A 14,493-nucleotide genomic window follows, 5' to 3' on the forward strand; every position below is an offset into this window, starting at 1 on the left:
GCGGCCGGCGGCGCTGCTATTTGTCGGTTCGGGCCTTTTGAAAGCCCACCACCAGGACCGCGGCGACCAGACCGAACGGGAACCACAGGCCGAACTTGCCGGTGACCAGGCCGATCAGGCCGAACACGACCAGGACCGCAAAGGGCGTGAGGTTCTTCATGTACGAATGCTACGTCGAACCCGAACGGATTGTCGAGATAGTTTCGGGTGGTAGTATCGGTGGTCGCGCGGTCTTTCGTGGCGGGGGGATCGTAGCAGTTCGATCTCGATTTTGGGCGGCCGGGGTGTTTCGCCGCGCGGCCGGTGCGATTGGCGGGGCGGGCGCAGGGTGGCTATGGTCGGGGGATGAGTGACCTGCCGATCCATGCCGTGCTGCCCGATATTCTGTCCGCGTTGCGGGAGGGGCCTTCGCTGGTGCTGGTGGCGCCGCCGGGCGCGGGCAAGACGACCGCGGTGGCGCCGGCTTTGCTGAGCGAGGACTGGTGCGACGGCGAGATCCTGCTGCTGAGCCCGCGGCGGTTGGCGGCGCGCGCGGCGGCGGAGCGGATGGCGATGCTGGCGGGCGAGCCGGTGGGGCAGACGATCGGTTATGCCACGCGGATGGACAGCAAGCGGTCCGCCGCCACGCGGGTGACGGTGCTGACCGAAGGGATCTTTCGCAACCGGATCCTGGCCGATCCGGAGCTGGCGGGGGTGTCGGCCGTGCTGTTCGACGAGGTTCACGAGCGCAATCTGGACAGCGATTTCGGACTGGCGCTGGCGCTGGACGTGCAGGGGGCGCTGCGGCCGGACCTGCGGCTGGTGGCGATGTCGGCGACGCTGGATGGGGCGCGGTTCTCCGCGATGATGGGCGATGCGCCGGTGATCGAGAGCGCGGGGCGGAGCTGGCCGCTGACGCTGCGGCATGTCGGGCGGGACGCGGCGTTGCGCGTCGAGGATGCGGTGGCGGGGGTGATCCGCGATGCGCTGGCGGAGGCGGAGGGTGGCGTGCTGGCGTTCCTGCCGGGGGTGGCGGAGATCGAGCGGACAGCGGAGCGGCTGGTGCGGTTGCCGGCGGACGTGGTGGTCTACAAGCTGCACGGGACGCTGGATGCGGGCGAGCAGCGGGCGGCGATCGGCCCGGCGGCGGCGGGGGTGCGCAAGGTAGTGCTGGCGACGGCGATCGCGGAGACGAGCCTGACGCTCGACGGGATCCGGATCGTGGTGGACAGCGGGCTGGCGCGTCGGCCGCGGTACGACCGGGCGGCGGGGATGACGCGGCTATCGACCGAGCGAGTGAGCCAGGCGGCGGCGACGCAGCGCGCGGGGCGGGCGGCGCGGCAGGGGCCAGGGGTAGCTTACAGACTGTGGGAGGCGGCGGCGACGGGCGGGTTGCCGCGGTTCGATCCGCCGGAGATATTGGAGGCGGATTTGTCCGCTTTGGTCTTGGACTGCGCGTTGTGGGGGGAACTGGAGCCGGCGCGGTTGCGCTGGCTGGATGCGCCGCCGGTGGCCGCGGTGGCGGAGGCGCGCGGGCGGTTGCGCGGGCTGGGCGCGGTCGATGCGGACGGGCGGGCGACGGCGCACGGGCGGGCGATCGCGAAGCTGCCGCTGCCGCCGCGGCTGGCGCATATGCTGGTGGTGGCGGCTGCTCGGGGCTGGGCTGCCGTGGCGGCGGAGGTGGCGGTTTTGCTGGGCGAGCGGGGGCTTGGCGGGACGGATGTGGATGTGGCGGCGCGGGTGCGGCGCTGGCGTGGGGAGCGTGGTGGTCGGGCGGAGGCGGCGCGCGGGTTGGCGCGGCGGTGGGCTGGGGCTGTTGGCGGGGCTCGGGGTGGGGGTGGGGCGCCCTCGGCTGCGCTCGGTCGGTCCCTCGACTTCGCTCGGGATGGGCGGGAGGGGGGTGCTCGGGATGGGCGGGGTGTAAGAAGTGAAAGTTCTGACGGCGCGATGGATGTCGTCGGGGCCTGTCTCGCCTTGGCGTTTCCGGATCGCGTGGCGCGGCGGCGGGGGGCGGATGGGGCGGAGTGGGCTTCGGTCGGGGGGCGGGGGTTTCGGCTCGATCCGATGTCTCCGCTGGCGCAGGCGGAATGGCTGGCGGTCGGCGAGGTGCAGGGGGTTGCGGCGGGGGCGCGCATCCTGTCCGCCGCGGCGATCGATCGGGAGATGGTGGAAACGCTGTTCGGCGAGCGGATCGAGACGCGCCGGACGGTGACGTTCGATCCGGCGACGGGCGGCGTGGCGGCGTTGCGCGAGCGGCGGCTGGGGGCGATCCGGCTGACGTCGGGGCCGGACGAGGCGCGCGATCCGGAGGCTGTGGCGGCGGCCTTGCTGGAAGGGGTGCGGGCGCATGGGCTGGACCTGCTGCCGTGGAGCGAGGGCGCGCGGGCGTTGCAGGCGCGGGTGGCGTATGCGCGGGCGGGTGGGGCTCTGGAGTTGCCCGAGGTCGATGATGCTTCTTTGCTGGCGTCGTTGGATGACTGGTTGCCGGGGTTGCTGATCGGCAAGCGGCGGCTGGATGCGCTGGCGGGGGGTGCGGTGGAGCAGGCCTTGTCCGCGATGTTGGGGTGGGCGGGGACGCAGTTGCTCGACCGGGTGGCGCCGGCGGCGTTCCGGTCACCGGCGGGGAGCTCGCATGCGATCGACTATGGCGCCGATGGTGGCCCGGCGGTGACGGTTCGGGTGCAGGCCCTGTACGGGCTGGCGGTGCATCCGGTGGCGGCGGGGGGGCCGTTGGTGCTGCGGCTGACGTCGCCGGCCGGGCGGCCGATCCAGACGACACGCGACCTGCCGGGGTTCTGGGCGGGAAGCTGGGTCGCGGTGGCGCGCGAGATGCGCGGGCGGTATCCGCGACATCCATGGCCGGAGGATCCGGCCGGGGCGGATCCGACTTTGCGGACGAAGCGGGCGGATGCTCGGCGGTGAGGTTTGGGGCGTGCTTCGATACGCGCCCTCGCTACGCGCTGCGCGCTACTCGGTCGCTACTCAGCATGAGCGGTTTGAGGGCAAGTTTAAGTGCTGGACCTTGCTTCTAGATCGTCATCCCGGCGGAGGCTGGGATCTCGTTCTGGCTTGGGCTTACCCCTAGCCCGAGGGACATCCCGGCTTTCGCCGGGATGACGGTTTGGGGGAACCGAGCGTGGCCTGAGGCGCCTCTACCCTTGACGGGGAAACGTCGGGCGGGGCATGGCTTTCGGGACTAAGAGGCGAATGGACGAACCATGGGCAAGGCGCGGATCTATCAGCGGGCGAAGAGCGCCATGTCTTCGGGCCTGGCGCGGACCGGGCAGTGGGTGCTGGAACATGAGCCCGCCGAGCGCAAGGTGCCGGATCCGCTGACCGGCTGGGCCGGGTCTGGCGATACCAATGGGCAGATCAGTCTGACGTTTCCCACGCTGGAGGCGGCGCAGGCTTATGCGGCGCGGAACGGGCTGGAGACGACGATCATTCCGATGCAGCCGCGGAAGCTGAAGCTGCAGGCTTATTCGGATAATTTTCAGTAGGGTTTGTGGGCTGCGGACTGGTTCCAGCGGCTGCTAAGATTCAAACCCCGTTTGGTTCGAGCCTGTCGAGAACTCTGCGCGGGGTTCTCGACAGGCTCGAACCAAACGGGGTTTTGTGTTGTTTGTCGGCTGCGGCTCTTGTGCCCGGGGCCTGTTTGATGCGTGCGAGGCGAAGGTAAGTTTCCCGCGGTACCTCGCAGGGTGCTGTCGGCTTCTCGGCTTCGCTTGAAGGGTCCCTCGACTTCGCTCGGGATGGGCGGTCTTTTTGTAATTAGGTTCTGTTCCCCGGCGAAGGCCGGGGCCTGGGTGGAAGCGTTTCACCTAGGCCCCGGCCTTCGCCGGGGAACTGTTCTAAGGTTGAACATTAACGCCGGTAGTTGAAACTCACGCTGATCCGTTCCGACTTGGCGGTGCCGGGGGCGACTTCGTGGCGGAGCCAGCTTTCCCAGAGGAAGATGCTGCCGGGGGCGGGGTGGGCGTAGACGAAGGTCTGGCTGTCTTCGGGGGCGGCGTCGGTGCGTTGCGGGGCGGCCATCATCATCGGGAGGCGGGGGTCCTCCAGCTTGAGCGGGCCGGCGCCGGGCGGGACGGCGATGTAGACCGTGCCGGACACGACGCTGCCCGGATGGAGGTGGCCGCTGTGCATGCCGGCAGGTTTCAGGACGTTGACCCAGAGGCTGTCGAGTTTGAGCTTCCGGCCGCCGAGATCCATGAACGATTCGAGGGCGAAGCGCTGGACGTGGGCGTCGAGCTTGCGCTTCAGATCGGCGAAGGCGGGGTCGCGCATCGGCAGATCGTCGAGCGAGGCGTAGCTGGTGTAGCCGGGATAGCCCTTCGCCTTGCACCAGGCGCGGCCGGCGCGGTCGTCCTGCGCCAGCGTGCGGCAGCTGTGGTCGAGCTCCTCGAGGAGGGCGTCGTCGGCGAGGGCTCCTTCGTAAAAGCGCGTGGCGAAGAGGCTGCGTGTGGTCATTGCCAAGCTGGAAGCATGGCGTGGGGGTGTGGGGCAAGGGGTTTGGTTGTGTTTGCCTTCCTGCGTTTTGTTCGAGCTTGTCGACTAGGGGTGAACCTTACCCCCAAAGCCCCGTCCATGCCGAGCGTAGTCGAGGCACCTTCCCCGAGCGTAGTCGAGGGGTGCTGTTGGCTTCTCGACTGCGCTCGAAGGGTTCCTCGACTTCGCTCGGGATGGACGGGGTTTAGGGGGCCTTCAAACTTCCTCGAAAGGAACGTGGCGCGGCGTTCTCGACAGGCTCGAACCGAACGGGGTGGGGGAGTGGCTTGGATGTCGCTGGCGCCCCCGCCAAGCGATGCGGTAGGTGGAGGGACATAACGGGGGGCATCCTTTGACCGAGCGGCCGATCAGTTTCTTCATCCACCATCAGGGGCGCGGGCATGCGAACCGGGCGCGGGCGATCATTTCGGAGATGAGCCCGAACCGACGGGTGACGGTGATGACGGCGAAGCCTTCGCTGTTCGACGGGTATGACCGGCCGATCGAGATCGTGGAACTGCCCGACATGATCGGGGCGCCGGTGCCGACCGCGGAACTGTTCGCGGAGGCGACGCCGGACGTGATGCACTGTGTTCCGCTGGGCGTGGAGAAGACGCGGCGGACGATGCGGACGATCATCGACCATCTGGACGATGCGGACCCGACGCTGTTCGTGATCGATGTGTCGGCGGAACTGGGGCTGCTCGCGCGGATCGCGAGCGTGCCGGCGGTGACGGTTCGGATGCACGGCGACCGGATGGATCCGGGGCATCTGGGGGCGTATCAGGCGTGCGTCGGGATGCTCGCGCCCTATGACGAGGCGATCGAGCAGGACGATTATCCGGCCTGGGCGCGGGCGCGGACCTGCTACACCGGCGGGCTGTGTACCACGCTGGCGCCGGTGTTGGACAAGGCGGCGGCGCGGGCGAAGCTGGGGCTGGACCCACACCAGGACATCATCGTGGTGCTGACCGGCGGGGGCGGGGCGGGGACGCCCTATGCGCCGCTGACGATGGCGGCGCGGGCGCTGCCCGATACGCTGTGGCTGGTGCTGGGGCCGGTGCACCGCGAGGGGCACGAGACCGATTTCGGGAACCTGCGCGAACTGGGCTGGGTGGCGGACGTGACCGACCACCTGGCGGCGGCGGACGTGGTGATCGCTTCCGCCGGAGATAACACGGTGCATGAGATCGCGCGGGTGGGGCGGCCTTATCTGTGCGCGCCGGAGTGGCGCTATTTCGACGAGCAGCTGCGCAAGTCGGAGCGGCTGGGCGATGTGGGGGCGGCGGTGGCACTACCGAACTGGCCGGGGTCGAATGCGCGGTGGCGGGAGGTTGTGGCCGAGGCGCGGCGGCTGGATGTGGGGCGGTTGCAGGCCTTGTATGATCCGGGGGCGGCAAAGCGGGCGGCGGGGTATCTGGAGGGGGTTTCTGATCGGTTGTGGGGTTAGGGTTGGGGGAGAAGCGGCATCCCGGATCAAGTCCGGGATGACGTGGGTTTGGGGGTTGCTCTTCTTCTTAGCCCCTCTCCTTAGGGGGAGGGGCTTAAATGGGTTCCTGACCTGTTCCTGACCGGCACTCCCCCGCAGGGCTTCCCGTTTCGTGTCCAGGTCCCTAGATCGCGGGAGTGAGCGATACGACCAGCACCGACCGTTTCAACGAGGAGAAATCCGCCTTTACCGTCCGGGGGAGCGATGCGCCCGATATCGAGGCGGGGGTGGCGGCGATCCGGAACGTGTTGTCGACGCTGCCGCTGCGCCCCGGCGTGTACCGGATGCAGGACGCCAAGGGCGACGTGTTGTACGTCGGCAAGGCGAAGGCGCTTAAGAACCGCGTCGGCAATTATGTGCAGGTGTCGCGCCTGCCGAAACGCATCGCGCGGATGGTGGCGCAGACGCGGTCGATGACGATCGTGACGACCAACACGGAGTCGGAGGCGCTGCTGCTGGAGGCGCAGCTGATCAAGCGGTACCGGCCGCCGTACAACGTCCTGCTGCGCGACGATAAGAGCTTTCCGTTCATTCTGCTGCGCGAGGATCATGCGTTTCCGCGGGTGCAGAAGCATCGCGGGGCGCGGCGTGCGGTGGGGCAATATTATGGGCCGTTCGCCAGTGCGGGGTCGGTCACGCGCACGCTGAACGCGCTGCAGAAGCTGTTCCTGCTGCGGTCCTGTACCGACAGTTTCTTCGCCAACCGGTCGCGGCCGTGCCTGCTGCACCAGATCAAGCGCTGTTCCGCGCCGTGCGTCGACCGGATCGCGAAGGAGGACTATGCCGAGCTGGTGAGCGACGCGAAGGCGTTTCTGGGCGGCAAGTCGACGCAGGTGCAGAAGAAGCTGGGCGAGCAGATGTCGGTCGCCGCCGAGGCGATGGATTACGAGCTGGCGACGATCCTGCGCGATCGGTTGCGCGCGCTGACGTTCATCCAGGGGACGCAGGCGATCAACGCGGAGGGGATCGGCGATGCGGATGTCTTCGCGCTGGCCAACCGGTCGGGCGTGATGGGGATCCAGGCGTTCTTCATCCGCGGGGGTCAGAATTGGGGGCATCGCAGCTTCTTCCCCGCGCATACCGCAGAGGTGCCGGAGGACGAGGTGCTCGCCGGGTTCCTGATGCAATTTTACGAGGAAGTGCCGCCGCCGAAGCTGGTGCTGCTCGACCGCGTGTTGCCGGAAGCGGTGCTGATCGAGGCGGCGCTGACCGAGAAGGCGGAGCGCAAGGTGCAGCTGAAGCAGCCGCAGCGCGGCGACCAGGTGAAGCTGGTCGCGCAGGCGAGCCGCAACGCGATCGAGGCGCTCGACCGGCGGCTGGCGGAGTCGACGACGCAGGGGAAATTGCTGTCGGAGGTTGCGGACCTGTTCGAGCTGGAGGCGCCGCCGGGGCGCATCGAGGTGTACGACAACAGCCATATCATGGGCACCAACATGGTCGGCGCGATGATCGTCGCGGGGCCGGAGGGGTTCCGGAAAGGTGCCTACCGCAAGTTCAACATCAAGCGGCCGGAGACGGCGGCGGGCGACGATTTCGCGATGATGCGCGAGGTGCTGGAGCGGCGGTTCGCGCGGCTGGAGAAGGAGGACCCCGAGCGGACGAGCGGGGAGTGGCCGGACCTGCTGCTGATCGACGGCGGCAAGGGGCAGCTGTCGGCGGTGTGCGCGGTGCTGGAGGAGATGGGGGTGCAGGACGTGCCCGTCGTCGGGATCAGCAAGGGGCCGGACCGCAATGCGGGGCGCGAGCATTTCCACATGCCGGGCGGGCGCGAGTCGATGTTGCCGCTCAATTCGCCGGTGCTGTTCTTCCTGCAACGGCTGCGGGATGAAGCGCACCGCTTCGCGATCGGCGCGCACCGGGCGAAGCGGGCGAAGGCGTTTACCGCGAACCCGCTGGACGACGTGCCGGGGATCGGCCCGGCGCGGAAGAAGGCGCTGCTGATGCATTTCGGGACGGCGAAGGCGGTGCGCGCGGCGGCGCTGGAGGATCTGCAGCGCGCGCCGGGGGTGTCCGCGGCGATGGCGCGGGCGATCCATGATCATTTTCATGCCGGGGGGTGACGTAAGCGCCGCCCCGTCCGGTTCGAGCTTGTCGAGAACGCTGCGCTGAGTTCTCGACAAGCTCGAACCGGACGGGGTTTGGGCTTGGGGGCGGGTTCTCGACAGGTTCGAACCGAACGGGGGTGGTGGGCGCGCGCTTGCCCCGAGCTGTCCCCGACCATATCTCCCGCCCATGCCTGAATTGCCAGAAGTCGAGACGACCGTGCGGGGTCTGCGCCCCGTGCTCGAAGGGGCGCGCCTGACGCTCGTGGAGCCGCGTCGGGCGGATATCCGGCGGGCGATCCCGGTGGATCTGCGGCAGCGGATGACGGGGGCGGTGGTGACGGGGCTGGGGCGGCGCGCGAAGTACGGGCTGGTGAGCACGGACCGCGGCGATACGATGATCTTTCATCTGGGCATGTCCGGGCGCTGGCGGATCGATCCGGGCGAGGTGGGGAAGCATGACCATCTGGTGCTGGAGACCGATGCGGGGCGGCGGCTGGCGTTGAACGATGCGCGGCGGTTCGGGTCGATCGACCTGGTGCGGACCGACGCGGTGGAGGCGTTTCCGGCGTTCGCGGCACTGGGGCCGGAGCCGTTGGGGGCCGAGTTCAACCGGGCGTATCTGAGCGCGAAGCTGGCCGGGCGGGCGGGGCCCATTAAAGCCCTGCTGCTCGATCAGCGGATCGTGGCGGGGCTGGGCAATATCTATGTGTGCGAGGCGCTGAACATGGCGGGGATCGCGCCGTCGAGCGCGGGCGGGGCGATCGGGCCGCGGCGGCTGGGGCGGCTGGTCGATGCGGTGCGCGCGGTGCTGCTGTCGGCGATCGACGCGGGCGGATCGACGTTGCGCGACTATGCGCAGCCGGACGGCAATCTGGGCTATTTCAGCACGCAGTTCCGGGTCTATGGCCGGACCGGCGAGCCGTGCCCGTGCGGGGGAGTGGTGGAACGCCGTGCGGAGGGCGGGCGATCGACCTTCTGGTGCCGGAAATGCCAGCGCTAACAAGTGGGCTGGAAACCGGGGTCGCGGTTGACCCTGTCATGGAATCGCAGTAGGGAACGCGCCTTCCCGGAGCGGGCCTGCGCCTGCGCCGCTTAAACCTTTTGCCTGTCGAGGACTGATTTCTATGGCGAACACGCCACAAGCCAAGAAGCGTATCCGTCGCAACGAGCGTCGCGCCGAAATCAACGGCGCACGCGTGAGCCGGATCCGGACGTTCGTGAAGAAGGTCGAACTGGCGCTGGCGACGGGCGACAAGGATGCGGCCGCGACCGCGCTGCTGGCGGCACAGCCGGAAATGATGCGTGGCGTGTCGAAGGGCGTGCTGCACAAGAACACCGTGTCGCGCAAGATTTCGCGCCTGACCAAGCGCGTCGCCGCGCTGGCCTGAGCCGAGCCGAAGCCGCCGGTCGTCCGGCGGTTTACGACCAAAGAGAAAAGCCCGGGGACCCCATGGTCGCCGGGTTTTTTTGCGTTCGCAGAAACCGCGGATTTGCGTGGGTCGGCCATTGATTCGTTTGGAACATCATGGCAACGTTCCGAAAATAGTCGTTTCGGAACAATGGCATGCACCGGGCGGAACGCATTTCCGCGGGGTTTGGCTGTCAATCGGTTTATTTCGGTTCGGTGACAATAACCGGGATTGATCGCGGTCCGTCGCTGTCCCTAGAAAGGGGTCTGCCGCGGGGCGACTCTCCCCGTTGGCGGCAAACAGTCTTGGTGATCCGGACTCCGGTCGGCGACTTTTCATGGTTGCCGGATCGGGAGCGTGTGCCCCTGAGCGGGGGCGGCGCGGTCGTGCCCGTTCGGGCATGCGGATCGGCCGAGGCGGTCACGTCGCCGCCATCGGGGTGGGCGCGGGCGAGGGGGAGACGGGCGTGGCAGTTGCAATGGAGGCGATCGACGATGTTGCCGCCGGGATGTCCCCGGTCGAGGCCGCATGGATCGCCGTCCGCGATATGCTTCGCCGGTCGTTGGGTGCGCGCACGTTCGACGGCTGGCTGAAGCCGCTGGGGCTGGACGGGTTCGACGACGACAGCGGCGTCGTGACGCTGGCCGCACCATCCGATTTCATGGCGAGCTGGGTCGCGACGCATTTCGCCGACCAGCTGCGCGCGAGCTGGCGCGCGGTCCTGCCGCACGTGACCGAAGTGCGCGTCGCGGCGCGCAGCGAATCGGTCCGGCTGGCGAGCTTCGGCGCGGACAGCCCGTCCGCGATCGAGCCGACGGTACCGGTCGCGGTCGTCGAGGCGGCAGCGCCGCTTGCGATGATCGGGACACCGCTTGAGGCGCGCTACACGTTCGACAGCTTCGTGGTCGGCAAGGCCAACGAGGTGGCGTACAACGCGGCGCGGACGCTGGCGCTGGGTGGGCCGGTGACGTTCAACCCGCTGTTCCTGCATGGCGGCACCGGGCTGGGCAAGACCCACCTGATGCACGCGATCGGGCAGGATTATCTGGCGCGGCATCCGGACGCGCGCGTGATCTACATGTCCGCCGAAAAGTTCATGTTCGAGTTCGTGTCCGCGATGCGCGCGAAGGACACGCTGACATTCAAGGCGCGGCTGCGGTCGGCCGACCTGCTGATGATCGACGACGTGCAGTTCATCGCCGGCAAGGATTCGACGCAGGAAGAATTCTTCCACACGATGAACGAGATCATTTCGGCCGGGCGCCGGTTGATCATCACCGCCGACCGGTCGCCGCAGGACCTGGAGGGGATCGAGAGCCGGATCCTGTCGCGGCTGGGCTGGGGCCTGGTCGCCGACGTAAACCCGGCCGATTTCGAGCTGCGGCTGAACATCATCGACAAGAAGCTTGAGGGCATGACTGGCGCCACCGTGCCGGCCGACGTCGCGATGTTCCTGGCCAAACGGATCAGCGCGAACGTCCGTGAGCTGGAAGGCGCGCTGAACCGCGTGGTTGCCTATGCGACGCTGCTCGGTCGGACGATCGACATGGATTTCGCGCAGGAGACGCTGGCCGACCTGCTGCGCGCGAACCAGCGGCGGATCACCATCGAGGAGATCCAGCGCCGCGTGTCGGACCATTACCGCATCCGCCAGACCGAGATGTCGAGCGCACGACGGGCGCGTGAGGTCGCGCGGCCGCGGCAGGTGGCGATGTACCTGTCGAAGCAGCTGACGCCGCGCTCGCTGCCCGAGATCGGGCGGCGGTTCGGCGGGCGCGATCACACGACGGTGATCCACGCGGTGAAGCAGATCGAGAAGCTTCGTGCGCAGGATGCGGAGCTGGATGCCGACGTGCGGCTGCTGATCCGGCAGCTGGAGGGCTGAGGCGGGGCCCTGGCGCGATCAGCGCGGGGCGTGAGACAGGCTGCTTACGATTGTCATGCGGGACGGGACCGGCTTACCATCCTTGGCCAGGGGCGTGACGCCCGGGCTGGCACGAACTTCGAGACATGGATCGCCGAGCGGAACTGGGGCGGTACCGGTTCGGGTCACGACGCGACAGTCGGCGACCTTGCCGGCCGCGTCGATATCGACCTCCATCTCGAAACGGAAGGGCGCGCCGAACCCGGCCGTCTGCGGGATCGGGTCGTCCTTAGGTAACCGCCAGGTGAAGCGCAGCGTCTTGGACGCGCTTTCGACCGCGCGGCCCTTGCCATCCAGTTCGGGGGTGTAGCGGGCACGTGTCTGGACCAGGGCGCAGGCCATCGCGTCGAGGAGGTCGGAGCCCGAAGACTGGTCGGTTTCGCAGCCGGTGACCCGGCCGTTCGGCAGGACGCGGAACGTGATCTGGCTCGTGCCCTCTTGCTTGGTTCGGATCGCCATGGGCGGGTAGTCGTCCGGGGTGACCCATTCCGCCGGCGACGTGATCGTGGCGGCCGGGCGGGAGAGGTCCGTCGCCGCGGACTTCGATGGGAGCGGGGCCGGGGCGGTCAGCGCGAGCGTCGCCGCGACGGCGAGCGTCGTGAATGGGTCGATCATGGTCTGGTGGTTCCCCTGTTGTCGGGGATGATATCGCGTAGCTGCGCGGCGGCAAGGCGGGATTTCCCGAACGCCGATGGTGTTCGGCGACGGGTCAGGTTTGGGCGCTGGGTTACCCTTGACCGATGGGAGATCCCGGCTTTCGCCGGGATGACGGTTGGGGGGTGTGGACCGCGGACGTCCTTAGCCCGATCCGCTTCCGTCACCGTCCCGATACAGAAAAGCCCCGGCCTTGCGGTCGGGGCTTTGTCTGTCGCGCGTGGGCTGGACCTTAGCGGCGGCGGTTGCGGTCGCGGATCGTGGCGGGGCGGTCGTCCTCCGGGATGGTGATGCGGACTTCCTCGCCCGAGCGGCCGGGGAAGGCGGTGAACATCGCTTCGACCAGGTTCGGCACGATTGCGGGCAGGCTGTCGGTGCGCGAGCGGGCGCGGGCCTTGCCCTCGAACAGACGCTCGCCGTCGGCGGTGCGGCTGATCTGCATATCGAGGAAGCTGGTGAAGTAGGTGTAGCTCTGGACGTTGTTGAACCCGCCGCCGAAGAACGGGTCGCCATAGCCGTAGAAGAAGGGCGAGCCGAAGCCGTAGCGGCCGTAGCCGAACCGGCCGAACCCGCCATAGCCGAGACCGCCGTAACCGAACCCGCCGCCACCGAAGCCTCCGCCGAAACCGGGGGTGGAGACGACCTTTTCATTACCGTTGTCGACGCCGTAGTCGAGCGAGACGACGAGCGTCGCTGACGCCGGGCTGGCGGCCGGGCGGTACCCCTGGCGGCCGAGTTCCTGCGTCACGTAGCCAGCATATTGCGCGAATTCGAGACCGCCGCGCTTGTTGGGATCGAGCGCCTGGATGTAGAAACTCTGCCCGGCGGGGGCCGGCATACGCTGGTAACGCGAGACGTCCGCAGCGAACGGGGTGGCGCAGGCGCTGAGCGCGAGCAGCGAGAGCGGAGCGGCGAGGGTAAGGACGGTGCGGCGAAGCGACATGGGTGTGACCTTCTGGCGGGCGGACTTCTAGGCAGTTGACCCGTGATATAGGGCGTTTTGCCTGAACGGGGATTGAACGATCCGATCCGCGGATTCGTTGCCTGGGCTTGATATGCGCCCGTGGGGGACGCGGTTCGGGGCGCAAACCCGGCGCTGGCCGGGGTTTGCATCTGGTTTCAACGATATGGGGGGTCGTTTCGCGTTTCCCAGCGGGGGGATGAACTTTGCCTGCGGAGCGGGCGTGGTGGGGGCAGCGACACGCGTGGCATGGTGGAGCGGCGGTTGGCCGTCTCGGCTGCGCGCGACGGAGTCCCTCGGCTTCGCTCGGGATGGGCGGTTTCGTTGCTTCCTAGAGGCCGAGCGCGCTGTAGGCAGCGGCGAGGGTCGGGGCCGCGAGCGTACGGGCGCGGGCTGCGCCGTCGGCGAGGAGGCGGTCGAGTTCCGCGGGGTCGGCGCGGAAGGTGAGGAGGCGGTCGCGGATCGGCGAGAGTGTTTCGACGGCAAGATCGGCGAGCGCGGGCTTGAAGCTGCCAAAGCCCTGGCCGGCGTGGGTGGCGAGGACCTGATCGGGGGTGATGCCGGCGAGGGCGGCGTAGATGCCGACGAGGTTGCGCGCCTCGGGCCGGTCGGCAAGTTCGGCCGCGGTCGCGGGAAGCGCGTCGGCGTCGGACTTCGCCTTGCGGATCTTCGCGGCGATCGTGTCGGCATCGTCGGTCAGCGCGATGCGGCTGGCGTCGGACGGGTCGGACTTCGACATTTTGGCCGTGCCGTCGCGCAACGACATGATGCGCGCGGCAGCGGGTGGGATGATCGGGTCGGGCAGAGTGAACAGGTCGGTGCCGGTGTCGGCGTTGAACTTCGTCGCGATGTCGCGCGCGAGTTCAAGATGCTGTTTCTGATCGTCGCCGACCGGGACGTGCGTCGCCTGGTATAGCAGGACGTCGGCGGCCTGGAGCACGGGGTATGCGAAGAGCCCGACCGAGGCGCCCTCGCGGTTCTTGCCGGACTTCTCCTTGAACTGCGTCATGCGGTTCAGCCAGCCGATCCGCGCGGTGCCGTTGAGCAACCAGGACAGCTCGGCATGGGCGGGGACATGGCGCTGGCGGAACAGGATCGCGCGCGCCGGGTCGATGCCGCAGGCGATGATCGTGGCGGCCATCTCGCGGATGTTGGCGGCGAGCGTGGCCGGGTCGTTGTGGACGGTGATTGCGTGGAGATCGGCCAGGAAGAACAGGCATTCGCCGTCCGCCGGCATCTCGTCCTGCATCCGCACCCAGTTGCGGATCGCCCCCAGATAATTGCCGAGGTGGAGGTTTCCGGTGGGCTGGATGCCCGAGACGATACGCATGGCCATGCCGCGGGCCTTCGCCGAGGGCGGGGGCGGCGTCAAGCTTGGGGTTGGGGGGAATGGGGGAATCGCGCCGCGGCGGTGGCCATCTGACGAATGTTCGTTCACGACCAATCTAGCAATAGACACAGGTATAAAACGGGCTCGCCGTGCGCAATCGGCACACGCGAGCGCTTGAAAATCAATCAGCGAGCGGACGCCATTTCGCAATCGA

General features: G+C 68.3%; 12 protein-coding genes. 7 read left to right on the top strand and 5 right to left on the bottom strand.

Translation table 11 applies throughout. The features are described from left to right. Window positions 1–16: 16 nt before the first annotated feature. Complete coding sequence (locus ACFSGX_RS14605) at window positions 17–160, bottom strand: hypothetical protein (RefSeq protein WP_380931016.1); 144 nt, start codon at window positions 158–160, stop codon at window positions 17–19. Window positions 161–345: 185 nt separating this feature from the next. Here ACFSGX_RS14605 and hrpB point away from each other — a divergent pair, with 185 nt between their 5' ends. After that, on the top strand, window positions 346–2,901 hold the full coding sequence (hrpB, locus tag ACFSGX_RS14610; protein WP_380931017.1) for an ATP-dependent helicase HrpB: 2,556 nt from the start codon (window positions 346–348) through the stop codon (window positions 2,899–2,901). Window positions 2,902–3,197: 296 nt separating this feature from the next. Further along, on the top strand, window positions 3,198–3,479 hold the full coding sequence (locus ACFSGX_RS14615; protein ID WP_157177690.1) for an ETC complex I subunit: 282 nt from the start codon (window positions 3,198–3,200) through the stop codon (window positions 3,477–3,479). A 364-nt stretch (window positions 3,480–3,843) separates the two neighbouring features. Here the strand turns inward: ACFSGX_RS14615 and ACFSGX_RS14620 are convergent, their stop codons facing one another. Further along, window positions 3,844–4,449, bottom strand: a complete 606-nt coding sequence (locus ACFSGX_RS14620) for a TIGR02466 family protein (protein WP_380931019.1) — start codon at window positions 4,447–4,449, stop codon at window positions 3,844–3,846. A 370-nt stretch (window positions 4,450–4,819) separates the two neighbouring features. Between ACFSGX_RS14620 and ACFSGX_RS14625 the strand changes: the two genes are divergently transcribed. From ACFSGX_RS14625 to dnaA, 5 genes are all read left to right on the top strand, one after another. Beyond that, complete coding sequence (locus ACFSGX_RS14625; RefSeq protein WP_380931021.1) at window positions 4,820–5,917, top strand: glycosyl transferase; 1,098 nt, start codon at window positions 4,820–4,822, stop codon at window positions 5,915–5,917. Between the two features lie 176 nt (window positions 5,918–6,093). Continuing rightward, window positions 6,094–8,016, top strand: a complete 1,923-nt coding sequence (gene uvrC, locus ACFSGX_RS14630) for an excinuclease ABC subunit UvrC (protein WP_380931022.1) — start codon at window positions 6,094–6,096, stop codon at window positions 8,014–8,016. A 172-nt stretch (window positions 8,017–8,188) separates the two neighbouring features. Further along, window positions 8,189–9,001 carry a bifunctional DNA-formamidopyrimidine glycosylase/DNA-(apurinic or apyrimidinic site) lyase gene (gene mutM / locus ACFSGX_RS14635; RefSeq protein ID WP_380931024.1) on the top strand — a complete coding sequence of 271 codons (813 nt, stop codon included), beginning with the start codon at window positions 8,189–8,191 and terminating at the stop codon, window positions 8,999–9,001. Between the two features lie 124 nt (window positions 9,002–9,125). Beyond that, window positions 9,126–9,389, top strand: coding sequence for a 30S ribosomal protein S20 (gene rpsT / locus ACFSGX_RS14640; RefSeq protein WP_157177695.1), 264 nt, complete (start codon window positions 9,126–9,128; stop codon window positions 9,387–9,389). 499 nt (window positions 9,390–9,888) lie between these two features. Beyond that, window positions 9,889–11,295 carry a chromosomal replication initiator protein DnaA gene (gene dnaA, locus ACFSGX_RS14645; protein WP_380931158.1) on the top strand — a complete coding sequence of 469 codons (1,407 nt, stop codon included), beginning with the start codon at window positions 9,889–9,891 and terminating at the stop codon, window positions 11,293–11,295. Window positions 11,296–11,313: 18 nt separating this feature from the next. On the opposite strand, the gene ACFSGX_RS14650 is transcribed toward dnaA, so the two are convergent. The 3 genes from ACFSGX_RS14650 to trpS all read right to left on the bottom strand — a co-directional run bounded on the left by ACFSGX_RS14650 (window position 11,314) and on the right by trpS (window position 14,279). After that, entirely contained in the window at window positions 11,314–11,949 is a 636-nt protein-coding gene (locus ACFSGX_RS14650; RefSeq protein WP_380931026.1) for an energy transducer TonB, read from the bottom strand. A gap of 271 nt (window positions 11,950–12,220) precedes the next feature. After that, window positions 12,221–12,931, bottom strand: a complete 711-nt coding sequence (locus ACFSGX_RS14655) for a DUF4136 domain-containing protein (RefSeq protein ID WP_380931027.1) — start codon at window positions 12,929–12,931, stop codon at window positions 12,221–12,223. A 349-nt stretch (window positions 12,932–13,280) separates the two neighbouring features. Next, window positions 13,281–14,279, bottom strand: coding sequence for a tryptophan--tRNA ligase (trpS, locus tag ACFSGX_RS14660; RefSeq protein WP_380931159.1), 999 nt, complete (start codon window positions 14,277–14,279; stop codon window positions 13,281–13,283). Between the last annotated feature and the right edge of the window lie 214 nt (window positions 14,280–14,493).

Origin of the sequence: Sphingomonas arantia (assembly GCF_042682045.1) — a bacterium.
Classification (GTDB): domain Bacteria; phylum Pseudomonadota; class Alphaproteobacteria; order Sphingomonadales; family Sphingomonadaceae; genus Sphingomonas_R; species Sphingomonas_R arantia.